Origin of the sequence: Bdellovibrio bacteriovorus str. Tiberius (assembly GCF_000317895.1) — a bacterium.
Lineage (GTDB): Bacteria > Bdellovibrionota > Bdellovibrionia > Bdellovibrionales > Bdellovibrionaceae > Bdellovibrio > Bdellovibrio bacteriovorus_F.
The window spans coordinates 3,754,479-3,779,175 of record NC_019567.1 but is presented as its reverse complement, the minus strand read 5'-3'; the positions used below and the strand labels follow the sequence as shown (position 1 = coordinate 3,779,175).

Sequence of the window (24,697 nt, the reverse complement as noted above, 5' to 3'; positions counted from 1 at the left end):
AAAACTGATATGTGCTTAAACGTCTGATACCCCTTTTAACGATGCTGGCGCTGCAACCATGTTGGGGCGCTCCTTTGGGAAATATCCCTACGATTGAAGAAGACAATCTGCGATTGATCTTTGATTTCCGTTCGGATCTTTGGTCTTCGCCATACACGTACAAGGATTCGCCCGTGCGAATTTTCAGTGGTGATATTCTGATTCCCATTTATAAAAGCGAAACCTGGAGTGCTTCGGCCCGGATCTTTGATGAAAATCTTCAGCTGGGACGCGCGCAGTTCAATCTTGGCGGGGAAAACATCTTCATCGGAACCGCTTTGCAGAACCAGGGCGCGGGTTTTGGGGTGCGCAAAGTTTTCGCCAGCGGCAGTATGATGAGTGTATTTGCCTCTTACGCCACCGCCAGTGACGTTCCCTGGGGGGCGCCACGCAATGACTATTTCGACGGGACGATTTCTTACCGAATGGTGACGGGCAATGATTATCACTGGATCTTTGCGGTGAATCAGTCGGACAATCGTGGGATTTATAACGGTCTGCCGTATCCGTTCATCGGGGTGATTCAGGATATCTGGCCCGGTTTTCGTTTCAGTGTCGGTTTGCCATTCCTGATGCTGGAATGGGGTGCTACAGAAGAGTGGGTGACGAATTTCAGTCTGACTCCATTTGGGGTGAAGTTGGCAACAAGCAAGAATATGGATCACGGTTTCGTCTTCCAGGCCAGAACCGCGCTGACCGTACGGTCTTACATGTTTGACACGCGCAAAGACGACGCGGACCGGTTGTACTATCAAGAGATCTTCGCGGAAGGGGCTTTGAAGAAATTTGTAACCCCGGAAACGGGAGTGTCTTTCGCTCTGGGAGCGGCCGTGGATCGTCGATTGTATGAATCTGAGCGCATTTATGTTCCAAACTCAAAAGTGACCACAATCAAAAACGACTTCTATGGCCGTTTGGGCGTGGAGTTCAGACTATGATGAAGTGGGCCTTCTATCTTTCGGCATTTGTACTGACCAGTTCCTGCGCGCCATTTGTGGATTCGCCGTTTTCAGACAACTTGCTGCGACCCGAACGCAATTTGAACGAAATCGCCATCAGTCGTCTGGGGGACATTGAAGGCGACGGTGTGATTCGTATTGGGGTGTTCTCTGATCCCCATCAAAACTACAAGGCCACGGACAAGATGGCTTATCAGATGAATCAGGCCACCGATCTTGATTTTGTTGCGGGTTTGGGGGATTTCACCAATTCGGCCTACAATCTGGAATACGATGAATTTATCGAAGCCATCGGCCGTCTGGATCAGATCAACATCAATGCGGTGGGAAATCACGATTCCATCGGAGCGGGGCCAAAGCTTTATCGCAAGGCTTTCGGGAAATCGAATTTCTATTTCGAGTCGGTGACCTATAGATACATTTTCTTTAATTCGAACAATCTTGAAAATCCCGGTGAATTTGATCCGCAGTGGTTGAAGGACCGCGTGGATGAAACCGGCAAAAACATCATGATCTTTTCGCACGTGCAGTTGCGCGATAACGAGCGCTATTTCAATGACGATGCCACGATCCTGGGCTATGTGATCGAACATCCAAGGGTGAAGGTGATCTTTAACGGTCACAACCACGTTTATGATCTTTCGAAGGATCATGACACCATCATGATGCAATGTGGACGGGTGGCGGGTGATGACGGCACTCATTGGCTGACGATCACGGTGCAAGCCGGGCAGTTCTGTGTGAAACGTATGGATACAGGAGTAACCACATGCGAAAACATCAAATAGGTCTTTTCGTCGTGATGTTGCTGTTGGGTCTTTCGGCGCAGGCCGGGGACTGGCGTGCACTTGTTGAGCGTGCCGGTTTCATGGGAACGGTCGCCGCGGGTGTCAGTTACGAATGGGAACCAGAGCATGCCGTGGATTTTTCAGTGGGGGCTTACCCACTGGATGATCAAACCTATTATCAAACAAACTTCGTCTATCGCTATTCCCGCTGGAATAGTCCGGTCGGTGAAGACATGTGGCGGCCCTTGCAGTTTGGCTTTTTCACGGCGTACTCTTTGGATCAGGACCACTACTTTATGAAGTCTCCGGATAAATATCCTTACCCGGAATACTATGACTGGACCGCGCTTCGTTATGGTTTGGAATTTGGAACAACGTACACCTTTATGCCCAGCCGGATTGGCCTGGCTTATCGCATCCGTATCTTTGATAACGGGGTGATCGCGCTGTTTAACAATTCCAATCGCGATCTGCAATACTATGTGTCTTCCGGATTCTCGCTTCAGTATTTATTTTAAAGATAGTGGCTGAAAGGTCGACAGATTCATTGTCTTTCCTGCTGGACGGCCTGTTTTAAAACGAGATTCGGATCAGGGATCTCGACAAGCCAGAGAATTAATCCTTTTCCTGCAGAAAATTTGTCAGAATGGATTCAGGAGATTCCTCATGGATCAAAGAGCAGCGCCAGTTCTGGGCGCCATTGACGACTGCATTGAAAAATTCGCCGCGGACAGAAAGCAGCATATCGCCCCCTTCATTGAAAAGCATTTCTCAGTGTCTGAATCCATTCAGATTCAGAAAAGGCACTTGCCGTTGGATCTGCTGTTAAGTCCGGTGAATGCGCTTTGGTCGATCCCTTACTTGATGTTAAAAAAGGCGGTAGAGACGTCTGATAAAATGGGCTGGCCCGCGCTGAATCCCATTATCGATATTCTTCCGGCAAGTTTTAAGACGGGCTATCAGAAAGACATTGAAAAGCTGATTGCAACAGAGCTTGTGGGCGAAGGTATCCTGATGGACTACGTTCGCAAAGATCCCGTCTTGGGTCCCATGGTGGCCTCGGGCACTGTGGAGTTGAATCAGCGCAAGATTCGCAGTGAAGTGCTGAAAGAAATTGAAAAGTATACGTCCAGTCAGGCTATGATCAATGACATCTGCAGCTCCCTGTTAACCTTGGCTGCGGGTTGGATCTATTTTGGGGATAAGTCCCTGGGAATCATGGGGTTGGGCAGCCGCATCGCCGGTAAGATGGCCCGGGAAAAAGCTTCTTCGAATTTCTTCCTGGGTGAAAAAGTGGGCTCGGTTTTTTACGGAGTGTTTCCACCGGCCCCGACAAATACGCAGGTGGTGATGGCGACCTTGGCGGTCGGCACCTTACTGACCGTGTGCAGTCTGTTAGTCAGTGTTCTAAGTGATCCGGCCCGCAAGCGGTTTGGACTGCACGATAAAAAGCTTCATGCCTTGGTGGACAATCTTGAAGAAAAGCTTTTTATTGCCTTGAAGAAAGATCTGAAAAATCACCTTCGTCAGCCTGCTTCGGTGAAGCAGGCGGCCTAATCAGAAGTATTTCTTGTGTTCGATGATCAGGCAGCGGTTGGAAACAACTTTGATCCCGGCCTTTTCGGCGCGGGCTTCAGCCTCGGGATTGGCAATGCCCAGTTGCAGCCATAGCACTTCCACTCCACCCACGGCCAGGGCTTCATCCACGACTTCGTCAATACGGTCAGAGCTGCGAAATACATCCACAAACTTGCGATATTCAGCGGGAACGTCAGCAAGGCTGCCATATATTCTGAATCCACCAGCTTCATGCTTTTTTGGGTAAGTGCCCACCATATCCCAGCCGTGATCTCGCATATACGCGGGAACATAGTGACTGGCTTTGGTGGCGTCAGGACTTAGCCCGTACACAGAGAATTTTTTGTACTTTTCCAGCAGGGCTTTGAATTCGCTGTCTTTGACATTCATAAGGGCACCTCAGTTTGAATTTCCATGTTCAACGAGGGACGGGTTAAGTTCAAGCTTTCAGCGGGAATTTAGTACAATGACAGCATGAAATCCCTGCATAGACTTTGTTTTAAGCAAACATCTTGATTAAGTTTATCGATTTTTAAAATGAACTGCCCTGAGCTACATTGAATTCATCAGGAGGCAGAAAATATGAAATGTCCAAACTGCAAAGAACCAAATCTTGTGATCTCTGAACGCAAAGGGATCGAAATTGACTATTGCCCTGAATGCCGCGGCATCTGGCTGGATCGCGGAGAGCTTGATAAGATCATCGAAAGATCCGCAGAATATGATGCGGCTTCAAAACGCGAAGAGGTTGTTCAACATCAACAACCCCCTCAGTACCAGCAGCAGCCATATCAGTATCAGAAGCCGTACAAGCGCAGAAAATCATTCCTGGAAGAGCTGTTCGACTAGGACTTCTTTTCAGTAAGGAAGTAAGCAAAGGCGAGGGCTGGCATCAGGAACCCCACCCACGATGTCAGCTCCCAGCCGCCACGGGCGTAAGCCCACGCACCTAATGTAGAGCCTACTGCTCCTCCCACAAAAATTGTTGCGATAAAGAGTCCATTCAAGCGGCTGCGGTATTCTGCCTTTAAGGAAAAGATCGCCCTTTGGCCCATCACCAGATTTGCGGTGATTCCGGCATCCAGCAAGATGGCTGAAGCCACCAGTGCCGCCAAAGCTGCAGTAGAGCCACCTTCAAAGAAATGACTTAGCAGGAATGAAAAGGCCGAGATGATCATAGCAATCATGGTGGCAATACGGCTGTGACCTTTGTCGGCGGCTTTCCCCGCAATTGGTGCAATCACGGCGCCGGAAACTCCGACCAGGGCAAAGATCGCAATCGCTGATTGGGACAGATTGAATTTCGGCCCTGCCAGCAACAGGGGACTCGCCGTCCAGAACAGACAGAATGCTCCGAACATGCAGGCCTGATAAGCCCCGCGCCGACGAACCACTGGTGTTTCTACAAACAGTCGCCCCATGGATTTTAGCAAATCAAAATAGTGCAGATTCTTGTTTTCGGGATGACGCTCGGGCATGACTTTGTAAAGAACGACCGCCAGCACGGTCATTAGCGCCGCGGAAAGAACAAACACTGCATGCCAGGAAAACAAATCCGTTAACAGACTTGAAATCGGACGCGACAGCATAATCCCGATCATCAACCCGCTCATCAGACTGCCGACGACCTGACCGCGTTTTATCTCCGGAGCAAAGTGCGCCGTGTAGGGCACAAGGATCTGCACTGTCGAAGCCCCAAGGCCCGTGGCAAAAGCCGCGATAAAGTAGGGTGTCAGTTGCGAGGCAAAGGCCAATCCCAAAACACCCAGGACTGCAATCCCCATCATGGTCAGAACCAGACGGCGATTTTCGATGATGTCACCCAAAGGCACAATCAGCAAAACTCCCAGTCCGTATCCGATCTGAGTAAGGGTTACGACAAGACCCGCAGCGCTGGGATCCAGTCCCAGTGCCTGACTGATCATGGCGGTGATGGGTTGAGCATAATATAAGTTGGCAACGATGATTCCGACGGCAGCCATCAGAAGCAGGACCAAGCCGCGAGTTAAGGTAGGGTGTGCAGTGTCCGTGTTCATAGTCCCGAAGCTACGCCTGCTGGTGAGTTTGCGCAAGCACAGTGATGAAAGCTGACCTGGGCTCGGTATTCGCTAAGGATTCCTAAAGGGATTATTGATCTGCAGTCAAAGATCAATTGCGGTTTTAGGTCTGAATCAGCAACAGTGAAAGTGCTAAATTAGTCTTATCAAAACGTATCTTTGAACAGGAGAACCTTATGAAAATACCACAAATCGGACTGGGAACCTTTCGCCTTAAGGGAGCTGACGCCGAAAATTCCGTAAGAATGGGACTTGAGCTGGGCTATCGCCATATCGACACCGCTCAGATCTATGATAATGAAGCCGAAGTGGGAAAGGTACTGACTGAAAGTAAGATTTCTCGTGCAGATGTTTTTCTGACCACTAAAATCTGGACAGAGAATTTGTCCAAAGAACGTCTGATTCCCAGCCTGAAAGAAAGTCTTCAGAAGCTGCAAACCGATTATGTGGATTTGGTATTGATTCACTGGCCTTCCCCGGAGGGAAAGGTGCCGCTGGCGGAGACTCTCGAAGCTTTGATGCAGGCCAAATCCCAGGGGCTGACCAAAGAGATCGGGGTTTCCAATTTCCCGGTCAGTGAAATGAAGAAAGTCGTAGAAATTGTGGGCGCAAAAAACATCTTTACCAATCAGATCGAGGTTCACCCGTATTTACAAAACCGCAGGCTGGTGGATTATTTGAAGTCAGTAGGGGTGACGGTCACAGCCTATATGCCTCTGGCTTATGGGAAGGTCATGAAAGATGAAGTGCTGCTGAAGATCGCAGACCGTCATGGTGTGACTGCGGCCGACGTGGTTTTATCCTGGCTGATGGATCAGGATATGGTTGTGATCCCGTCGTCTACCAAAAGACAGAACCTGCAAAAGAATCTGCAGGCGCGTCGGGGTCTTTTAAGTGCGGAAGAAAAAGAACTTATTGCCAGACTGGATTCCGCGGGGCGACTGGCCAATCCGCCGTTTGCACCCGAGTGGGATTGATTCAGGATAGGTTTGCTTACATGATCCGCAGAAGGTCTTCCAGGCGATTGTAGCTTTCGCTGAGTCCGCGATGCATGCCGGATTGTAATACCATGTCGCGCGCTGTTTTGGATTCATAGCGCAAGACCACGGTGTGCAAAGTGGTGGTGCCGTCCTCGGTCAGCGACAGATCATTCACGCCTTCGCCCGGATACCACGGTTCATCGAAAAGTTCTGTGGTCTGCAGGTGATCGGGACGATGGATTTCTTTGACCACTCCGTGCATGCCCATTTCTCGGCCGTCCTCATGGCGCCACATATAGTGATATTCGCCGCCCGGTTTGGGATCCAGTGTGCACACTGGCAGCGTCCAGCCTTTGGGCCCCAAGAGCCAGCGCTTCAGATGTTCTGGCTTGGTATAGGCATCAAAGATTTTTTCTTTCGAGGCTTTGAAGGTGCGTGTGATAACAATGTTTCGATCCCCGGCGGGTACGACTTTTAAATCGTTCATACGTCCTCCTGCTTTGGTGGCTCTTCGCCAGAATAGCTGACAACTTCCCAAACATGCCCGTCCAGATCCTCAAAACTGCGGCTGTACATAAAACCATAGTCTGTGGGCGGCCGTGCGGACGAGCCTCCGGCTTTTTTAGCTTTGTCGATCAGCGCATCGACCTGCTCTTTTGAATCCACCGAAAAGCAGGTGATGACTTCGATGTTTTTTCCGGCATCGATGATGTTTTTGTCGGTGAAGGTCTGGAAGAAGTTTTCATCCAGCAGCATGGCAAAGATATCTTTACCCATGACCATGCAGGCGGCGCTGTCGTTGGTGAACTTCATGTTGTATTCAAAACCCAGATTGCTGAAGAACTCCATGGATCTTTTCAGATTCTTGACAGGAAGATTCACGTAGATTTGGTTTACCATGCATTTCTCCTTCCAGAAGTGGGCAGATTCCATATATTGTTAATAATGTGGCAATAAGTCTCAAGTGAGTGCGAAGGAATACATAAAAACACAAGCAGGAGGAATCACATGGCAAAATACGTTGACGGATTTGTACTGACTGTTCCCAAAAAGAACATGGCCCAGTATCGCAAGATGGCGATGCAGGCTTCCAAAATCTTTCTGAAGCACGGGGCCTTGGAATACAAAGAGTGTGTCGGGGATGACATGAATATTGAATGGGCCCTGCCATTTCCGAAGTTGACCAAAGCGAAATCCGATGAAGTGATCGTGTTTTCCTGGATCACCTATAAATCCCGTGCGGCCCGCGATCGTGCCAACAAAGCGATGATGAATGATCCAAAAATGAAGGAAATGACCCCGGACAAGATGCCATTCAATATGAAACGCATGGCTTATGGCGGCTTCAAGACGATCGTGGATAAGTAGGATTCAGGACGGTTTATGAAAACATTTGGAATTATAGTTGGCTCTTTGGTGGCTTTGTTTTTGGTGTTGGGTCTGATTGCACCCAAAGATTTCAAGGTTAGTCGTGATATCATCATCGACCGGCCTCAAGCGGATGTTTATGCTTATGTGAAGCAGTTAAAGCACCAGAATCTTTGGAATGCGTGGTTTCTGAAAGATCCCAAAGTCAAAATGGACTACAAGGGCGAAGACGGGACTGTGGGCTTTATCGTGACCTGGGAAAGTGCCGTCAAAGACGTGGGTGTGGGCGAGCAAGAGATTAAAAATCTGGTCGACAACAGCCGCGTGGACACCGAAATTCGCTTTAAGGTGCCGATGGAAGCCAGCTTTGATTCCTACGTGATCACGGAATCAGTGGACGCTGCTCAGACCAAAGTGACAATGGGCATGCACGATGAAATGTCCATTCCGATGAACGTGATGAGCTTCCTTTTTAACAAGATCTTTGGTGGCGAAGATCATATCATCCGGGATATGGATCAGAGCCTGATAAATTTGAAAACACAGCTTGAGCAGAAATAAGGAGAGAGTTTATGCAATCTAAATTGGCAACAGGTTCCCGTTATTTACTGGGTTTGATTTACTTTGTTTTTGGTTTGAATGGCTTTTTGCAATTCATCCCGGCACCACCGACTATGCCCGAAGGGGCGATGGCCTTCATGGGTGGGATGATGGCAGCGCCTTATTTCTTTCCGGTTCTTAAAGGGACTGAAGTCATCTGCGGGGCTTTGTTGTTGAGCGGCTTTGCAGCACCTCTGGCTTTGGTGGTTCTGGCGCCGATCACACTGCAGATCTTCCTTTTCCATTCGTTCCTGACACCAGGTCTTGAAAACGTCATTATGCCTGTGGTGATGATTGCTTTGCATGTAATGGCGGCCACAGGATACTGGCATCTTTACAAGCCATTGTTTAAAAGAGGCTGAGGTCGTGGCGGGGTTTTCCCCGTCAGCCGCAAGACTTCTTTGACAATGTTTTTGATCGGACTGGGTTTGCTTAAGTGCTGCTGGAATCCGGACTCCAGCGCCTTTCTGATATCTTCAGTGCTGGTATAAGCCGACAAGGCTATTGCCGGCAGGTGGCGATTCCGCGGGCCTTCCCAGTCCCGTAAAGCACGAATCAGTTCATAGCCGTCCATCTCGGGCATGCCGATGTCCGAAATCAGAATATCAAACTTGCCCTCTTTCAAAAGTGACAAAGCCTGCTTGGGTAAAGAAGTATCCGTGACTAAAGCACCCTCTCTTTGCAGCAGGCGCTTGATCAGAACAAGTGTATCTTCAGAATCATCCACCAAAAACACATGCAAACCTGAAAGGGAGCCCTGGGTTTCGGTTTCGACAAACTGAAGATTTTCACTTTGTCCGCTTAAGGTCAGGGCCGCTCCCTGTGTGGTTTCAACTGACACCAATGGCAACTGGAAACGGAAGGTGGCGCCCTGATTTTTACCGGGGCTGCTGACTTCGATGTTGCCACCGTGAAGTTCAGTCAGGTGTTTGGCGATGGAAAGCCCCAAACCCAGTCCCATGCGTTTGCGGTTTATGCCCGAATCCTCCTGCCAGAATTTTTCAAATATATACGGCAAGTTTTCGCTTTCAATCCCCTGGCCGGAATCCTGAACCGATACGCTAAACTGCGAAGCGTGCCGTTCACAACGGACCTGGATACGGCCGCCGTTGGAGGTGAACTTGATTGCGTTGGACAAAAGATTCCAAAGAATCTGGCGGAAGCGATCCGGATCCACCACTGCTGGCGTGGCCACTTCGCTGCAAGTCAGTTGAACTGAAATATTCTTGGCATACGCCGCACTTTCCAAGGACTCCGTAACCGATTGAATTAGTTCCTGCACGATGATCTTTTTCAGATTCAGTCTTGTTTTGCCGGTGGTGATGCGGGAAATCTCAAGGGTGTCTGACACCAGACGGATTTCATGATTCAGGTTTCGTTCAATGGCGTCCAGCGCATCATGATATTCGCGCGAGTTGGGATCAGAACCCTTTAAAAGATCCAGGCCTCCTTTGATGATATTCAACGGAGTACGCAGCTCATGGGACAATGTCGCCAGAAAGTCGTCTTTTTTCCTGTGGGCGGCATGAAGCTCCTGAATGCGCTCTTCAAGCTCTTTGTGAAGGGCGTTACGGCTCATGGCGATGGAAAGAGTGTTCACCAAAGACTGAATAAAGCGGACTTCTTCCTCAGAGAAATGACGGATGGCCTTGTTCATCAGAAGTAACAAACCAAACAGCTGATTTTTTTCAAGTCCCTGTACGGGCACGAGCAGGCAAGTGTTGAAACCCTCTTCCCGCAAGTCCCGGAAAGAGGAAAGCTTCATCGCCAAATCACCATCCAGCAGCAGTTTCGGAGTCTGCAGACCCCAGAAGCTGGATTTTGCGAATTCTTCTGACATTTTTTCAGAGTCCCTGCGGATCAGTTCGACGGCGGAAAGCTTCAGGCACTTCAAAGCGCTTTGGCGCAGATGTTCGATCATTTGCTCTGGATAAGGTTCGGTCATGACGAATTTGGAAAAATCAAATAGCGTCTGCATTTGTTCAAACTGCTGGCGCATCAGAACTTCGGCGGATTTTCTTTCGATGGCGGCATAAATTCCCCGAACCAGGGTTTCAGAGGACAGTTCGGACTTGCACAGGTAGTCCTGGGCACCCTCATGCACTTTTCTCAGGGCGAACTCCCGATCCTCCAAGGCGGAAAGAATAATGATCGGGGCGTCGGGGAGTATCGACTGCATGCGTGGCAGAGTTTCATCCAGGTCGCTGTCCGGCAGGCGCAGATCCAGCAGCACCAGATCATATTTTTTGCCGTCGATCAGCTGCAGGGCGGCCTTCAGCATCGCGGCCCGGTCCAGAGTGATCTCAGGCACATCCTTTATGCGGCGAAGATAGCGCGAAATGATGAAGGCGTGTTCGTCGTTGTCCTCCACCAGCAGAATATTCAGTGGCTTCAGCGGTGACATCAGTGCTCCTTTTCAGGGGAGGCTTCCGGCTTGCTGATATTGCGATTCCAGATACCCCAGTAGGTCGCCATGCTTTCGACCATTTTTTTTAAGTCTTCGGCCTGCAATGGCTTTACCAGATAGCTGTTGGCGTGCAGGTCGTAGGCCTTCAGTTTGTCGACTTCCGCGTCTGAGGTGGTCAGTACAATGATGGGGATCTTGCGAAGTTTGGCGTCATCTTTGACTTCCGAAAGAACTTCGTGCCCGTCAAGGCGGGGCAGTTTCAGATCCAGCAGAATGATGTCCGGCTTTTCCCGGCTTTGATAGGGAGTCAGTCCTCGCAGATACTGCAGGGCCTGAACTCCGTCGCTGACCCGGTCCACTTTGTGAACAAAGGATTCTTTTTTGAGGTTCCTCATGACGATCAGGGCGTGATCGTCATTGTCTTCAACCAGCAGAATTCTTAATGGATGTTCTTCATCATGACTTGGTTGCATCGAAGGCTCCTCGCTCGGTGAAAAATTTTGGGAAGGCCAGCCAGAACGTGGCGCCTTCGTTTTCACGGGATTCAACCCAGGCACGCCCTCCGTGCAGTTGCATGATTCTTTGCACGATCGCCAGCCCCACTCCGGTTCCTTCTTTGGTGTTGTCCAAGCGCTGGAACAAACCAAAGATTTTTCGGTGATAAGCAGGTGCAATGCCCGGGCCGTTGTCCTTCACGCCCACCAGCATTTCAGTGGGGGCGTCTTTGGTCAGGATCTGGATTTGCGGCTGGGGCATGTCCGTTCCGTACTTCAGGGCATTGGTCACCAGATTTTCCAAAACCTGGTAAAGGCGGCGCCGGTCGCCGATGACTTTGGGCAGATCTGCCGGCACTTGCACGTCGATGTTGCGGTCTTTAAAGCGATTGGAGAAGTTTTCCAGAATCTCGTTGATGATGTCGCTCATGCTGACATCGCTAAGGTTTAATTCCATGCGGCCGGCGCGACTTAACTGCAGCAGATCATTGATAAGTTCCTGCATGCGCTTGTGCGCCTTTTCCAGGCGGTCGATGGAATCGGCGACATCATCCATGTTGCCGCTTTTGATGTCCTCTTTGATAAACTCAATAAAAGATGAACTCGTCACCAGTGGGGACTTCAGATCGTGGGAAACGGTGTAAACGAACTGTTCCATTTCCTGATTCTTTTGCTGAAGTTCATCATAGGCGTGCTTCAGCCGTGTTTCGATGGTTTTTCTTTCAGTGATATCGACGATGGAAGCAATGGCATAGCTGCTGTTGTCGATGACAATGTGATTCAGGCCGATCTCGACCGGGATTTCTTTGCCGTCTTTGCAAAGACCGGACAGATCGCGGCCGGCACCCATTTGGCGCTTGGTCGGATTTTGCATGAAGCTTTCGCGGTGTTGGGGATGGTGCGGGCGTGACCCCATGGGAACAAGTCGTTCTATCGGAGAACCTTTCAGTTCGCCGGGATTGTATCCAAACATCTTTTCCATTTCACCATTGCACAGGACCACGAAGCCGGCTTTGTTCACCATGACGATTCCTGTTGGCAAAGACTCGATAATGGTTTTGAACCGGTTCTCATGCTCGAAGGCTACAGTTTCCACAGATCCCCCTTTATTCCTACGCACAATTTTAGTTTGTTTACGCAAAATTCCGGACGCAATATGTTTGATCACAGGTGTGTCTTCACAACCGGATTTTCTTTAGCACCACTTAGCAGTTCATTTTGGCAAAGCACGCGAATCAACTTTCTCTTTCCTTTAATTTCGCTACCTTCTGGCTGTGAAAGAATTTTCACCAACGCAGGAATCAAGGAGGATGGTATGCGTTTCTCGAAATTAGTTCTGATTTTGTTTTTAGTCACAGCCACATCGCTGACAGCAAAAGGCTTTGTGATGACAGATGCGCCCTACGGGCCACTGCATGATGATCCACAACCCCCTGGGTGGTCCGCCTGGACCAGCGTTGGCGGAGTTGGCACTTCAGATCCGGCCACCTGTTCACGCAGCAACTTCCGCACAGATTTGTTCGTTCGCGGAACTGACAATGCTCTTTGGTATCGTCACTGGAATGGATCAAGCTGGGGTTCTTGGACTTCGCTGGGCGGATTCCTGACCTCTTCACCCGCGGCCGCTTGTTGGGGCCCTAATCGCATCGATGTCTTCGTGCGAGGCGGAGACAACGCTCTCTGGCAGCGTACCTTCCGTCACGGTGTGTGGCAGCCTTGGGTGTCACTGGGTGGCTTCCTGACATCAGGTCCGGCGGCAGCATCTTGGACGGGGGGACGTCTTGATGTCTTTGTTCGCGGTGGCGACAATGCCCTCTGGCACAAGTGGTTCACTGGAGGAGCTTGGTCCGGCTGGGAATCGCTCGGAGGAGTGCTGACTTCAGATCCTGCGGCAGTGTCCTGGTCAAGTGGTCGCATCGATGTGTTCGTGCGAGGAACCGACAACGCTCTTTGGCACATCTGGTATTGGGGAGGCTGGTCCGGTTGGGAATCACTGGGTGGAGTTCTAACGTCATCGCCGGGGGTGTCTTCCTGGGGCAATGGACGTCTTGATGTCTATGTGCGAGGCACTGACAATGCCCTCTGGCACAAGTGGTACAGCGGCGGCTGGTCCGCGTGGGAATCGTTGGGCGGTGGTTTAAGCTCCGGCCCGGATGCCACGTCGTCTGCGCGCGGTCGAACGCTGGTGTTCGTGAAAGGCAACGACAATGCGATTTGGTATCGGTCCTGGAAACAGTAAAAATAAAAAAGCCGGGTTTTGCGACCCGGCTTTTTTATTTATTGTCCTGGCATCACATAGAGCAAATTTGCCCCCGGTCCCAGAGGCAGACCCAGCCAGATCCATACAAACAGCAACAGCGACCAGAAGATCGTGAAGGCAATTGAATATGGCAGCATCAGGGCGATCAACGTTCCCAGGCGGGCTTTCTGATCATATTTATTCGCAAACGCCAGAATCAGCGGGAAGTACGGCATCAATGGCGAAATAATATTCACCACGGAATCCGCCACGCGATAAGAAGCTTGTGTCAGTTCCGGCGCAATTCCCAAAAGCATGAACATCGGCACAAACACCGGGGCCATCAATGCCCACTTTGCCGAAGCACTTCCTAAGAACAGATCCACCACACAAGTTAGAATGATAAAGCCAATCATCAGCGGGATGGCGCTCAGGTGCATGTCCTTCAGAAGCTCAGAACCCTTCACTGCCAGAATTAATCCGACGTTAGACGAATTGAATAAAGAAATAAACTGCGCCGCAAAGAAAACCATGACCAGGTACGGTGCCATTGTCACCATGGCGTCTTGCATGGCATTGGTCACATCACTTTGGGATTTGAAAGTCTTTGCCGCAAATCCATAAGCCACACCGGTGAAGGCCGCCAGGAAGAACACCATCGGGATGATGCCCTTCAAGAATGGGGAATCCAGCAAAGAACCATTGGCAGGATTTCTGAGGAATCCTGAGTCAGGAACTGTGCCCCACAAAACCAGCAGAACGAAGATCGCAAAGACCACACCGGCCCATAGCAGGCCTTTTTTTTCATAAGCATTCAGTGGTTCAGGCGCGGTGCGCTCGGCAGAACCTTTGTATTCGCCCAAAAATGGCAGGGTGATCTTTTTTGCCACCAAAGTTCCGATAGCAATAATCAAAACAGATGAAACCGACATGAAGTACCAGTTCACCACCGGGGTGACCGTGTAAGCCGGATCAATAATGCGAGCAGCCTCTTGAGAAAGACCGGACAAAACAGGATCGGCCACGCTGAGCATGAAGTTGGCGGCAAAGCCCCCGGACACACCGGCAAAACAGATGGCCAGACCCGCCAATGGATTCAAACCGGCGCTATGGAAGGCCATTGCGGAAAGAGGAATCAGTAACACGTAACCGATATCACCCGCGGTGTGGGACATGATTCCCGCCAATAACACAGCCGGAACCAGAAGCTGACGCGGGGACTTGATCACCAGCAATCGTAGCAGGGCGCCAAGAAGTCCACTTTTTTCCGTCAGACTGAAACCCAGCATCGCCACAAGAACTGTTCCCAGGGGAGCAAAGCCGGTGAAGTTTTTCAGCATGTCGGTCAAAACCATGTGCAAACCCGTCACCGACAGCAGATTCGCAGCCGTGATGGTTTCTTTTTTGACCGGATGAACGGCCTCAACACCCAAACCACTGATGACCGCAGACAGCAGAACCACCAAAATGGTTAACAACAAGAACATCAGAGCCGGTTGCGGCAGGGCATTCCCCGCGCGTTCCACCTTTAGCAGAAAGCGATACAACGGTCCGGACTCTACAGAATTATCAGTGCTCGACATGTGGAAATTCCCCCTCAAGCGAATATCTTTTAATATTTGTAAGTACTTGTCACATATTAAAGACAAAGTAAGATGAGTTATGAGCGAAGTATTTTCCGAGAAGGTTCTTAAGCTGATCAAAAAGATCCCGGAAGGGAAAGTGGCCACCTATGGGCAGATCGCGGCCTTGGCGGGGAAGCCTCAAGGATCCCGCGGGGTGGCGTGGCTGCTGCATTCCTGTTCTGAAAGTCATAAGCTTCCGTGGCAGCGGGTTTTGAATTCGAAAGGAAAGATTTCTTTTCCGCCCGGGACGAAATCCTATCGTCAGCAAAAGAAGCTTTTAATTTCTGAAGGTGTGCAGTTCGGTGAAGGCGATGTGATTGATATGTCAGTTTTTCAGTGGAAGAAAAAAGTGGCGCCGGTGAAGCGCGCTTCGCAAAAGCCACGCATGTTTTCTTAACCGGTTCTGAGTATCCTCGTAAAACCTGCTGCAGTAGCGGGTTTTAAGTTTGTTTGTTTGCGCTTCTTTGGTCTTAAATAGGTCTGGAAACTGGTCTAAGGGTCTTTTCAGTTACAGAGTTGTTAAAGAAGACTCAGGCAATGGCAAAACACACAAACTTAAAAAGTGTCTTAGAGTCCTCGAATAAAAATAAAATTTCAGTTCGGTTTTTGCTGGTCTTGGCAGGTCTGTCCCTGGTGGTAGGATGTGCTGGTGCCAGTGGAGACGGCGAGTGGGCTTCAGGGAATCCGGACAGCGCTCAAGGTGGTGCAACCCCTGATCCTGAAGTTCCGACCACACCGAGTGTCCCGGAAGAGGAAGAAGAGGTGGAAACAACAACGCCACCTTTGGCGGGTCTGTTTTTCTCTTTCAAGCCTGGCACCCAGACGCTGGCATATGGCTTGGGTAAAACCTGGGATGGCTGTGACAAAGAGGCCATCGTGCGCGGTGGTTATGACAGTGATACCAAGTGCGGTAATGGCACGGTGCTGCCGGCCTATGCTGAGCACTTGAACAAGCACTTCTTTGGCTGCGTGGAAAAGGGTTCGTTGGCGGCAGGGTATTCGCAACCAGAGCGGGTCTTCATCCGTCACTGGGGAACTTACGTGAACCGCAATGCCCGAAATTCTTCAAGCTTGAGCATGCATGCTTACGCCCGCGCGATTGATATTGTGAAGTTCATTATTTACGACCGCACCGGCAAGGCGACTTCGGTCAGCACCCATGTGCGGGACTTTAAGGGCACGACGGCCAAGTTTTACAATGCCTTCCGCCAGTGCTGGAAGGACACGATGCCATCGAAATGCCGGCCGGGTCAGCGGGAATACAGCGGCTCGATTGGTATTCCGGGTTCAGAGCTTGGCGGAAACAGTTTGCATAACGATCATATTCATCTCTCATTTCCATTCTGTGCGGGGTAACTTATGAAAAGAATTATTTTTACTTTGATGATTTTGACGGGGGCTTCTTTGTCTGCGGTGGCAGCGACTGACGTGGTGGGTGAAAAAACCCTGGATTTAAAAGGCGGCGGTCAGGCCATGATCACCACCCGAAAAGTGGGCGACAAGCTGGGGCGTCCTTATACAATGGAGCTTCGCGTGAATTGTCAGGGTGGGCGCATGGCGTGGCAGGAACTGCCGGTGCTGGATCAAGAGTCTGTTTGTGACGTAAAACCCCAGTCCGCCAAGCTGTCTGAAGACGGCAAAAGCATTGTGGTTTTGATTCGTGAGACCGATTCTGATGAATTCAACCGTCTTTCCAAACAGACTCCGGCGGGAATCCTGGGCGAGATCCAGCCTCAGTGTAAAAAAGAGGCGGCCGAGTTCAAATTCCCGGTGGAAAGTTATTGTTTGCGATAGTTCCAGTCGAATCTGCCCTGAAGCTGTGATAGCTTTGGGGCATGAGTTCAACTTGTTGTGTATGCCAAAAACCCAAAGCCACGCTTCAGTGTGGCTGTTGCAAAGAAGCGGTCTGTAAGAACTGTGCGCAGTTTCTGGAAGAGGGCCGCTTTTCCTTTATGACGAAGGTTCCGGAATTGCTTTCCCACGGGGCTTATTGCACGCCGTGCTTTGATTTCAAAGTCATGCCGGAAGTCGAAGCTTATGATGCCGATCTGGAAGCAGCTCGCAACATCGCGGTCTTTTTCAAGGATCAAAGCAAGGAAACCCGCAATTTCAAACGCACGGAAAAAGCTTTCAAGGTTGTTGATTGCGAGGATCGTGAAGAGACTCTGCTGCGTCTGGCTTTCTTTGCCGTCCAGGCTAAATTCAATGCCATCATTGATGTTGAGATCACTTCCAGGAAAGTTCGCACCGGGGCCTATCAGACTCATCTTTGGAGTGGCAGCGCCATTCCCACGAACTATATCGGCCGCCGTTAATTAAATGCATAGCCCCGTCCTGGTTTGAACGGGGCCCTTGCCCGGAACGCTCCATCACAACGTGCTCTATTGAACCGTAATCCACACATTTGATTTTCCGTAGCTGCGCACCAGCCGGTTGAAGACATATCCGTTATCAGGGTGCATGCGAATACAACCGTGGGATGCGCGGGTGCCTAACTTAGACCAGTTGCCTTGAGGTGTGCCGTGCAGGGCAAATCCTCCACTAATAAAGACAGCATAAGGCATGTTGCCCAAGCCATTATAGTCGCCACCGGGGAATTTGCTGGAGCTGTAGCGATCATAGATACGGCCGTTGGGATGTTTGTCAAAGTTAGGGGTGCCGTATCCCGACATGCCGGTGGATACCAGCCATGAACCGCGCAGGGATCCGTTCACATACAGATACATGCGTTGACTTGATTTCACCACTTGAGCCCAGACCGCGCAGCTGTTGCGAGTGCAACCGCCAAAGATATTCACGATGTCATCCAGATAAGTCTCTGGAAGGTGAGCGGACTGTCCGGTTTCTTCTTCGTAAATTTTATCGAATTGTTCCAGTACTTGCTCGATGTTCGGGTCAAAGGGGTTGATCTCGTCGATCACGGTAGGACTGCGTTTTTGCATTGTTTCGGTGGGCTCTGCCTGGGCAGTATTCACTGTCAAAAACAGCAGAGCGGCTATTGCTCCTGTTATTTGTTGTAGAGTTCTCATGCCACACCTCATTGGTTAGAGAGTTGGGATTTGTCCTCATTGTACTTTGTGGGGGCAAAAATTTGGTAATTTCCGTACAAGCTTGGACGGATGACAGAGAATTTTTCAGACAGGAAGACCGACGAAGGGAACCTTCATGCAAGTTCAGAAAGGGAACGACACGGAAGTCTGGTGTGAGGATTGGGGACAGGGGACAGAATGTGAGCATGTCGAATTTCTCTTCAACATGCTCACTAGCAGCTGACTAGGACTTAAATGGCAGGGCGCCCAGGAAATCTTTTTTGCCAACCTCCACGCCGTTGTGGCGAAGGATGGAGTAAGCCGTTGTGACATGGAAATAGATGTTCGGAATCGCGTGATGCAAAACGTAGTCTTCTCCAGTCAGGTACTTTCCTTCCCAGCGGGGCTGAGAGATGTGCTTCTTTTCAGAGCCAGCAAAATCATTGGCAGAAACTGATTCCAGGAAAGCAATCGTGCTTTCGATACGCGCTTTTAGTTCCGGCAAAGTTTTTTCGGTGTCTGGATGGGAAGGAGCTTCTTTGCCTGTCAAACGTGCCACACCCAGTTTCGCTGTATCGCAGGCGATCTGAATCTGACGAGTCAGCGGGAACTGATCCGGTGCCAGTCGGGAGTTCAACAGAACCTCGACATCAAACTTTTTTGTCTCGGCCAGGTGAGCACCCTTGTCCAGAAGTGCGGAAAGATTTTTAAGAGTTTTGATAAATGGGGGAACAGTCATTTCGTAAAGCATGGAAACCTCCGGTGAACAGTGCAGAAGAATTAGAGCAGAGGCTTTTCCCAGTGACAAGTTCTGTGTTGCGGTTAGACTCATTGCCTGCAGCGGGAGTCAGGCCATTGGATTTAAAAAAATATCAGGAGCGCAAAACACAACAGCAGGGCTTTCAGTTGGGCCGGCCGCTGTGTTATTCCTGCATGCAGCCGGGAAAAGCCTGTTATTGCCACGCTATTGAAAGGTTTGATCCCCAAATCAGTTTTGTTCTGTTGATTCATCCCATTGAGGTGCGCCGGCGCATCGCCACCGGGCGCATGACGTCTTTGTGTCTGGAAAAGTCTTATTTAATCTCTGGACAGAATTTCAGCGAGAACCCGCAGGTCAATGCCTTGATCAGGGATCCGGCGAATCACTGCGTGATTCTTTATCCGGGGCGGGATTCCAGTGACCTGTCGTTGATGAACCCGCTGGCGCGGCAAAGTCTGGTGCCCGCGGGAAAAAGACTGACCGTGTTTGTGATTGATGGCACGTGGGCCACAGCAAAAAAGATGATGCGTGAAAGCCATAACCTTCACGCCCTTCCCAAGATCTGTTTTTCTCCTGAAAAACCGTCAGCGTTTCGAGTTCGCAAACAGCCGAAGGAATTCTGCTATTCCACCATCGAAGCGGTTCATCAGACGATTGAATTGTTGGGTGGGGATCTGGGGCTGAATCTGAAACAGCGCCCGCATGACAACCTTCTGGAGGTCTTTGATCTGATGGTGGAGCGTCAGCTGCTTCACCTGCGCCATGCAGAGGAAATTCACGGGCCTTTTAATTCACGTGATCTTAAGGCCCGTGACAGTCGTTAGTGAGTCACTTGCTTGGAAGCAAGGTACTCTTCGTAAGTGATGTGATTGTCGTAAACCACACCCTGATCAATTTCGATAATTCTGTTGGCCACGGTTTGAATCAGTTCATGGTCGTGGGACGTGAAGATCACAGTGCCCTTAAAGCGGCTTAAGCCTTCATTCACGGCCGTGATGCTTTCCAGATCCAAGTGACTCGTTGGTCCGTCCAGAATCAGAATGTTCGCACCTGACAACATCAGTTTAGAGAACATGCAGCGAACCTTTTCGCCTCCGGAAAGAACCTTGGGCTGTTTCAGAGCATCAGTGCCGCCGAAAAGCATTTTACCCAGGAATCCACGCAGGAAGGTTTCGTCTTTTTCTGTGGAGTAAGGGCGCAGCCAGTCCACCAGAGTTTCTTCTTCGCCATTGAAGTAACGGGAGTTGTCCGTCGGGAAATAGCCGACAGAAGTGGTAATACCCCAGTTGTAAGTTCCGGAATCAGCCTGCATTTCGCCAGAGATGATTTCCAAAAGAAGTGTCTTTGCCAGGTCATTGCGACCCAGAAGAGCGACTTTGTCGCCTTTTTTCAGGGTGAAGCTCAGGTTTTTCAGCAGAGTTTCGCCTTCCCAGGTTTTGGTCAGCTTATCAACGACCAGGACATCGTTCCCCAGTTCGCGTTTGATATCAAAGCCGATGAACGGCTTTTTGCGGGAAGATGCCGGCAGATCCACGAACTCCAGTTTTTCCAGTTGTTTTTGACGGGAAGAGGCCTGACGGGATTTCGAGGCATTGGCGCTAAAGCGGGCAATGAAGGCCTTCAGTTCTTCGGCCTTGTCAGAGCTTTTCTTGTTCTGATCTTCGCGCAGGCGCTGATTCAGTTCGCTGGCCTGTCTCCAGAAATCATAGTTCCCGGTGTAAGTGGTCACTTTGCCAAAGTCGATGTCAGCAATGTGCGAGCAGACTTTGTTCAGGAAGTGACGATCGTGCGAAATCACGATGACGGTGTTTTCAAAGTTCAGCAGGAATTCTTCCAGCCACTGGATCGCATAGATGTCCAAGTGATTCGTCGGCTCATCCAGCAGCAGAATGTCCGGGCGGCCAAACAGGGCCTGCGCCAGAAGCACTTTTACTTTTTCGCCGCCGGTAAGCTCTTTCATCAGTTTGCCGTGCAGTTCTTCCGGGATTGCCAGGCCAGCCAGCATCACGGCCGCTTCGGATTCTGCTTCCCAGCCGTTCAGTTCCGCAAATTCGGTTTCCAGGTCAGAAGCACGAACGCCGTCCGCTTCCGAAAAGTCCGCCTTTGCATAAAGAGCGTCTTTTTCTTCCATCACCTTGTACAGGCGGTCATTCCCCATCAGAACGGTCTTCAGTACCGGGAATTCGTCATAGGCATAGTGATCCTGCTTCAGGATAGACAGACGCTGATCAGAGCCGATGATCACTTCGCCGGTGTTGGGCTCGATTTCTTTGGAAAGAACTTTCAGGAACGTGGACTTGCCAGCCCCGTTGGCGCCAATCAGGCCATAGCAGTTGCCTGGGGTGAACTTTACATTCACTTCTTCGAAGAGTTTTTTGCCGCCAAAACGCAAACTTACATTGTTCGTGCTGATCATCGGAAGGGTCCTTTTGAAAGCTGTTTTTTTACGTGTTTCAGGCGGGAAACGCAACCCTTTCCCCATCTGAAAGGGGGCCTTGGAAAAAACTCCCGGTGAAAAGGCCTGGCCGTGTGCTCTTGGCTTGAAAATAGGGGGGCTTGGCGGCTTAATAAATGAATTATGTTTGTAGGAGGACTTATGAAATTTACAGCACTACTGGCCCTGTTTATCAGTCCCTTGGCTTTGGCGGCCGAGACGGAAGTAAAAGAGTTTGATGCGAAAACCATTCATAGTTTCGATATCGAAAATCTGAACGGAAACATCAAAATTGAAGGGGCTCATGAGGATAAAATCGTGATCACGGCTGAAAAAACCGACTTCACCAAGTCCTGCCGCCTGGAATTCAAACAAAAGGGCACGGATCTGGATGTGGAAGTGTCCCGCAAAGGTGTCTTTAAAAAATCAGACTGCACCACCCATTTCACCGTGCTTCTGCCCAAAGTGGTCGAGCTGGATGTGAAAACGGGCTCTGGGAACATCGCTGTCACCGGAACCAAAGGGGACATTGACTTTAAAATCGGCAATGGCCAAGTGACGATCGACGCTGACGTGCACGAACTGGATGGTTCTGCTGGAAATGCGGAAATCAGCGTGAAATCCCTGACGGGCAAATCCGAGCTGAAAATGGGTTCCGGCACGGTGAAGGCTGCATATGCCGCCTTGCCAGCCACGGGTGAGTTCGAGATCAAATCCGGCAGCGGCAACGTAGAACTGACCCTGCCGGCTGATGCGAAAATTCAGACCAGCTTTATTTCTGTGGGTGGAAAAATGACCAATGAACTGGGCGATACGAAAAATGCCGGATTCAAAGTGAAATTGCAGTCTGGTGCCGCGAACCTGCATATTAAGAAAGCTCCGTAATTGCGCATGACCAAAAAAGCACCTGTCGTCATTGAGGTTTTAAACAGGGTCACTGCAGTTTCCGTGGAAAAACACACGGGCAAGAACTGGGATCAGTGGGTCAGAATTCTGAATGACCAAGGGGCAAAAAATCTTTCCCACAAAGAGATCGTGGCTTTGCTGGGAAAGAAACCTTTCAAGTTGAAGGAATGGTGGCGTCAGATTGTGACTTCAGGTTATGAGGTTCACATCGGCCGTCGTCAGGAAGGCCGCAATCAAAAAGGCGAGCTTTCCGCCACGGTGACACGAACCTTTTATATCAGCGCGGATAAACTTTGGAAACTGCTGGAATCCCCGGAAGGTCAGGCCGTGTGGCTGAAGCCTTTGTCTCGTTTCAAGTTTAAGCCCAAGAATGTTTTTGAAACCGAAGATGGCTACTTCGGAGAAATCCGCACCATGAAAGAAGGCGAGCGCCTGCGCATGAGCTGGCAGGATCCGGAATGGCACAAGCCCACGATTGTGCAGATTTATGTGATGGGCCGGGTTCCTGGCAAATCCATGCTGGCGTTCATGCACGATGGAATCAAAGACACCCGTTCAAAAGCGGCGATTCGCGACCGCTGGACCGAAGCCATCAACGCCCTTGTGGAAATGACTCCGGCGGCTCCGGTACGAAAGAAAAAATCCTAACGACCGCCGACGTTCGTGCGATCAATAATAAATTTCAACAGAGTTTCACGACTGATGCCGCGTTCTTTCAAAGGACCCTGTGTGCCGATGTGACCGGTTTCTTTGATCCAGCTTTTCACAGTTGAAAGTGTCGACTTTGATGTCGGAACAAATCCGGCGGCCAGATCCAGACAGATGCCGCGAGCAGCACCGGCCTTCGGTGAATAGTCGTGGGAAACAAAGATCCCCTTGTAGCGCCATTTATTATCACGATCGATGTCCGGATAGACCTTGCGATTCAGCTGCGCCCATACTTCGCAGTATTCGGCATTAGTCATGTCCGAACGCAGTTGGTAAGCGAAGGTTTGTACGGAATCCAGAATCCAATCCGCCACTTCGGGCTGCAGAGTCGTGGCCAGGTCGGATCTTAGCTTTGTGAATTTCAGCGTACTGACGCGAAGTTTCGGATCGAACAGGGCCTGAGGCAGCAAATCCGGATAGCGTTCGCCATTTTGTGTGGCCCAGATCTGAGTTGCTTCATAGTTCACGCAGGAATCAAAGAACGACACCGGCATATGACCCAGCAGCGTTTGATAGAACGGCTGACGGCAGGCCTTCAGCACACGGTCTTTCTCGGTGCTGGTCAGGCCGTCGTCGCGGTCGATCTCTTTTTGGAATTTCTTTGAAACGCCAGTGTCATTGCAGTTTTTGCTGGAGGTGTATTCCAGCCCGTCGTGCACCAGGTATTTGATCAGATTGTATTTTTCGGCGGATTTCTTCTTAAGCAGATTTGGATTAAAGCGGTAAGCAGTCACACTTTCTGCAAAATCCTCAAAGGGATTGGATTGACCATAGCGGGACACGAAAGGATGCCCTTGCAGGGCTTTTTTCTTTTCAACTTCAAATCCACCGGCTTTGGCTTCTTTCCAGTTGCTTAGCTGCAGCCAGGCCGCCGAGCGGTCATAGTCCGAAAATTGATTGTCAGAATGGTTGTGGGCGATTTCGTGATAAAGCGTGTATTGGCGCATGATCGAGGATTGCTCTGACCACGAATCAAAAAGTTCAATGGCGGCATTGGCCAGAACTTTTCCGCCGTCGTCACCGTAAGAGGCGCGGGTGTAGCCGCGTTTGAATTTGATCAGCTGTTTGTTGAATCCAAATGGCAGCTGCCCGGGTTTAACCAGTTCAAAGGTGCGAATGACATCGGCGATTTCGCTGGCGGTGAAAAGCGAAGCGCTGGAAAAAGAATAAGGTGATGTGTTCACATCAAACTGATCCATCAGATAAAGCATCTGAGGTCCGACATCGGAACCGAAGATCTTTTGCGCCGCACACAGAGCTTTGTCGCAGGCGGGACCGATTTTAAATTCTTTCTGGAAATCCCTGATAACTTTTTCTGGCGCCGCACCTTCGCGTCCTAAAGTCAGCAGGCGGCTGAGCGCCAGCACCAGACGGGGGCGTTCATTGGTCATAACCACGCCAAGAACTTCATGAGTTCCCGCTTCATAGCCGTTTTCAATCGGAAGATTTTTATAGTGGCGCTGGATTTCTTCGGTGGTGACCGGCAGTCGCAAACGACAGACGGCAGATTTAACCTGGCGTTCGTTGGCGGCCCACCAGTCAAGTTCCTCTGCGGCCGGGGTGCGTTTGTTGGGCGGAAGAGGCACCACGTGATCGGTTACGTGCGGGCTTTCATTCACCGTTGTTTTGGGCAGATGAGTGCAGGCGGAAAGTACAAAAACAGCTGCCAGAATAAAACGGGATAAAAACAAGCGTAACTCCTCAGAAATAGATCCAATATTGTCTT

Annotated in this window: 29 protein-coding genes; 17 read left to right on the top strand and 12 right to left on the bottom strand. The window is 50.3% G+C overall.

Going from position 1 to position 24,697, the window contains the following annotated elements:
- Window positions 1-74: 74 nt before the first annotated feature.
- The 4 genes from BDT_RS17855 to BDT_RS17840 all read left to right on the top strand — a co-directional run bounded on the left by BDT_RS17855 (window position 75) and on the right by BDT_RS17840 (window position 3,343).
- Window positions 75-977, top strand: a complete 903-nt coding sequence (locus BDT_RS17855; protein ID WP_235046188.1) for a hypothetical protein — start codon at window positions 75-77, stop codon at window positions 975-977.
- Window positions 974-1,786 (top strand): metallophosphoesterase family protein, encoded by an 813-nt coding sequence (locus BDT_RS17850; protein WP_015092647.1) that lies wholly within the window; start codon window positions 974-976, stop codon window positions 1,784-1,786. Before BDT_RS17855 ends, BDT_RS17850 begins: the two co-directional genes overlap by 4 nt.
- On the top strand, window positions 1,768-2,304 hold the full coding sequence (locus BDT_RS17845) for a hypothetical protein (RefSeq protein WP_235046187.1): 537 nt from the start codon (window positions 1,768-1,770) through the stop codon (window positions 2,302-2,304). The genes BDT_RS17850 and BDT_RS17845 overlap by 19 nt, the downstream gene beginning before the upstream one ends.
- A gap of 148 nt (window positions 2,305-2,452) precedes the next feature.
- Window positions 2,453-3,343 carry a DUF6635 family protein gene (locus BDT_RS17840; protein WP_080602448.1) on the top strand — a complete coding sequence of 297 codons (891 nt, stop codon included), beginning with the start codon at window positions 2,453-2,455 and terminating at the stop codon, window positions 3,341-3,343.
- Here BDT_RS17840 and BDT_RS17835 read toward each other — a convergent pair whose 3' ends face one another.
- The gene (locus BDT_RS17835; protein WP_015092643.1) at window positions 3,344-3,754 is read right to left on the bottom strand and encodes a CoA-binding protein; all 411 of its coding nucleotides are present in this window, start codon (window positions 3,752-3,754) and stop codon (window positions 3,344-3,346) included.
- Window positions 3,755-3,946: 192 nt separating this feature from the next.
- Here BDT_RS17835 and BDT_RS17830 point away from each other — a divergent pair, with 192 nt between their 5' ends.
- A complete protein-coding gene (locus BDT_RS17830) occupies window positions 3,947-4,213 on the top strand; it encodes a TFIIB-type zinc ribbon-containing protein (RefSeq protein WP_015092642.1) in 267 nt (88 codons plus the stop codon).
- Here the strand turns inward: BDT_RS17830 and BDT_RS17825 are convergent.
- Window positions 4,210-5,400: an MFS transporter gene (locus BDT_RS17825; protein WP_041578086.1), complete on the bottom strand. Its 1,191-nt coding sequence runs from the start codon at window positions 5,398-5,400 to the stop codon at window positions 4,210-4,212. The two genes, BDT_RS17830 and BDT_RS17825, sit on opposite strands and share 4 nt — an antisense overlap.
- Window positions 5,401-5,597: 197 nt before the next feature.
- Here BDT_RS17825 and dkgB point away from each other — a divergent pair, with 197 nt between their 5' ends.
- Window positions 5,598-6,398 (top strand): 2,5-didehydrogluconate reductase DkgB, encoded by an 801-nt coding sequence (gene dkgB / locus BDT_RS17820; RefSeq protein WP_041578085.1) that lies wholly within the window; start codon window positions 5,598-5,600, stop codon window positions 6,396-6,398.
- Window positions 6,399-6,414: 16 nt separating this feature from the next.
- Here the strand turns inward: dkgB and BDT_RS17815 are convergent, their stop codons facing one another.
- Window positions 6,415-6,888 carry an SRPBCC family protein gene (locus BDT_RS17815; RefSeq protein ID WP_015092639.1) on the bottom strand — a complete coding sequence of 158 codons (474 nt, stop codon included), beginning with the start codon at window positions 6,886-6,888 and terminating at the stop codon, window positions 6,415-6,417.
- On the bottom strand, window positions 6,885-7,301 hold the full coding sequence (locus tag BDT_RS17810) for a VOC family protein (protein ID WP_041578084.1): 417 nt from the start codon (window positions 7,299-7,301) through the stop codon (window positions 6,885-6,887). The genes BDT_RS17815 and BDT_RS17810 overlap by 4 nt, the downstream gene beginning before the upstream one ends.
- Before the next feature lie 108 nt (window positions 7,302-7,409).
- On the opposite strand from BDT_RS17810, the gene BDT_RS17805 reads away from it, so the two are divergent.
- From BDT_RS17805 to BDT_RS17795, 3 genes are read left to right on the top strand one after another with little or no spacing between them, the layout of a single operon-like run.
- Window positions 7,410-7,769, top strand: a complete 360-nt coding sequence (locus tag BDT_RS17805; RefSeq protein WP_015092637.1) for a DUF1428 domain-containing protein — start codon at window positions 7,410-7,412, stop codon at window positions 7,767-7,769.
- Window positions 7,770-7,784: 15 nt separating this feature from the next.
- Window positions 7,785-8,330: an SRPBCC family protein gene (locus tag BDT_RS17800; RefSeq protein ID WP_015092636.1), complete on the top strand. Its 546-nt coding sequence runs from the start codon at window positions 7,785-7,787 to the stop codon at window positions 8,328-8,330.
- Window positions 8,331-8,341: 11 nt separating this feature from the next.
- Window positions 8,342-8,731 carry an acyltransferase gene (locus BDT_RS17795; protein ID WP_041578083.1) on the top strand — a complete coding sequence of 130 codons (390 nt, stop codon included), beginning with the start codon at window positions 8,342-8,344 and terminating at the stop codon, window positions 8,729-8,731.
- Here BDT_RS17795 and BDT_RS17790 read toward each other — a convergent pair.
- From BDT_RS17790 to BDT_RS17780, 3 genes are read right to left on the bottom strand one after another with little or no spacing between them, the layout of a single operon-like run.
- Window positions 8,704-10,773, bottom strand: coding sequence for a hybrid sensor histidine kinase/response regulator (locus BDT_RS17790; protein WP_015092634.1), 2,070 nt, complete (start codon window positions 10,771-10,773; stop codon window positions 8,704-8,706). The genes BDT_RS17795 and BDT_RS17790 overlap by 28 nt on opposite strands.
- Entirely contained in the window at window positions 10,773-11,249 is a 477-nt protein-coding gene (locus BDT_RS17785) for a response regulator (RefSeq protein ID WP_015092633.1), read from the bottom strand. Before BDT_RS17785 ends, BDT_RS17790 begins: the two co-directional genes overlap by 1 nt.
- The gene (locus BDT_RS17780; RefSeq protein WP_041578081.1) at window positions 11,233-12,366 is read right to left on the bottom strand and encodes a sensor histidine kinase; all 1,134 of its coding nucleotides are present in this window, start codon (window positions 12,364-12,366) and stop codon (window positions 11,233-11,235) included. Before BDT_RS17780 ends, BDT_RS17785 begins: the two co-directional genes overlap by 17 nt.
- Before the next feature lie 219 nt (window positions 12,367-12,585).
- Between BDT_RS17780 and BDT_RS17775 the strand changes: the two genes are divergently transcribed.
- Entirely contained in the window at window positions 12,586-13,509 is a 924-nt protein-coding gene (locus tag BDT_RS17775) for a hypothetical protein (RefSeq protein WP_041578079.1), read from the top strand.
- Window positions 13,510-13,547: 38 nt separating this feature from the next.
- Here the strand turns inward: BDT_RS17775 and BDT_RS17770 are convergent, their stop codons facing one another.
- Window positions 13,548-15,092, bottom strand: coding sequence for an AbgT family transporter (locus BDT_RS17770; RefSeq protein ID WP_051026335.1), 1,545 nt, complete (start codon window positions 15,090-15,092; stop codon window positions 13,548-13,550).
- A gap of 79 nt (window positions 15,093-15,171) precedes the next feature.
- Between BDT_RS17770 and BDT_RS17765 the strand changes: the two genes are divergently transcribed.
- The 4 genes from BDT_RS17765 (at window position 15,172) to BDT_RS17750 (ending at window position 17,449) form a co-directional block, all read left to right on the top strand.
- Window positions 15,172-15,531, top strand: coding sequence for an MGMT family protein (locus BDT_RS17765; protein ID WP_015092629.1), 360 nt, complete (start codon window positions 15,172-15,174; stop codon window positions 15,529-15,531).
- 140 nt (window positions 15,532-15,671) lie between these two features.
- On the top strand, window positions 15,672-16,490 hold the full coding sequence (locus tag BDT_RS17760) for a hypothetical protein (RefSeq protein WP_015092628.1): 819 nt from the start codon (window positions 15,672-15,674) through the stop codon (window positions 16,488-16,490).
- Between the two features lie 3 nt (window positions 16,491-16,493).
- On the top strand, window positions 16,494-16,928 hold the full coding sequence (locus tag BDT_RS17755; protein ID WP_015092627.1) for a hypothetical protein: 435 nt from the start codon (window positions 16,494-16,496) through the stop codon (window positions 16,926-16,928).
- Between the two features lie 158 nt (window positions 16,929-17,086).
- Window positions 17,087-17,449 (top strand): hypothetical protein, encoded by a 363-nt coding sequence (locus tag BDT_RS17750; RefSeq protein WP_015092625.1) that lies wholly within the window; start codon window positions 17,087-17,089, stop codon window positions 17,447-17,449.
- Between the two features lie 66 nt (window positions 17,450-17,515).
- Here BDT_RS17750 and BDT_RS17745 read toward each other — a convergent pair whose 3' ends face one another.
- A complete protein-coding gene (locus tag BDT_RS17745; protein ID WP_041578075.1) occupies window positions 17,516-18,163 on the bottom strand; it encodes a L,D-transpeptidase in 648 nt (215 codons plus the stop codon).
- A 244-nt stretch (window positions 18,164-18,407) separates the two neighbouring features.
- Window positions 18,408-18,914, bottom strand: coding sequence for a DUF1993 domain-containing protein (locus tag BDT_RS17740; protein WP_015092623.1), 507 nt, complete (start codon window positions 18,912-18,914; stop codon window positions 18,408-18,410).
- Between the two features lie 104 nt (window positions 18,915-19,018).
- Between BDT_RS17740 and BDT_RS17735 the strand changes: the two genes are divergently transcribed.
- Window positions 19,019-19,747 carry a tRNA-uridine aminocarboxypropyltransferase gene (locus BDT_RS17735; protein WP_015092622.1) on the top strand — a complete coding sequence of 243 codons (729 nt, stop codon included), beginning with the start codon at window positions 19,019-19,021 and terminating at the stop codon, window positions 19,745-19,747.
- Here BDT_RS17735 and BDT_RS17730 read toward each other — a convergent pair.
- Window positions 19,744-21,339, bottom strand: a complete 1,596-nt coding sequence (locus BDT_RS17730; protein ID WP_015092621.1) for an ABC-F family ATP-binding cassette domain-containing protein — start codon at window positions 21,337-21,339, stop codon at window positions 19,744-19,746. The two genes, BDT_RS17735 and BDT_RS17730, sit on opposite strands and share 4 nt — an antisense overlap.
- Before the next feature lie 180 nt (window positions 21,340-21,519).
- On the opposite strand from BDT_RS17730, the gene BDT_RS17725 reads away from it, so the two are divergent.
- Both BDT_RS17725 and BDT_RS17720 read left to right on the top strand, forming a co-directional pair.
- Window positions 21,520-22,242, top strand: a complete 723-nt coding sequence (locus BDT_RS17725; RefSeq protein WP_015092620.1) for a DUF4097 family beta strand repeat-containing protein — start codon at window positions 21,520-21,522, stop codon at window positions 22,240-22,242.
- 6 nt (window positions 22,243-22,248) lie between these two features.
- Window positions 22,249-22,911 carry an SRPBCC domain-containing protein gene (locus BDT_RS17720; RefSeq protein ID WP_015092619.1) on the top strand — a complete coding sequence of 221 codons (663 nt, stop codon included), beginning with the start codon at window positions 22,249-22,251 and terminating at the stop codon, window positions 22,909-22,911.
- On the opposite strand, the gene BDT_RS17715 is transcribed toward BDT_RS17720, so the two are convergent.
- Window positions 22,908-24,662, bottom strand: coding sequence for a hypothetical protein (locus BDT_RS17715; RefSeq protein WP_015092618.1), 1,755 nt, complete (start codon window positions 24,660-24,662; stop codon window positions 22,908-22,910). The genes BDT_RS17720 and BDT_RS17715 overlap by 4 nt on opposite strands.
- Window positions 24,663-24,697 lie beyond the last annotated feature (35 nt).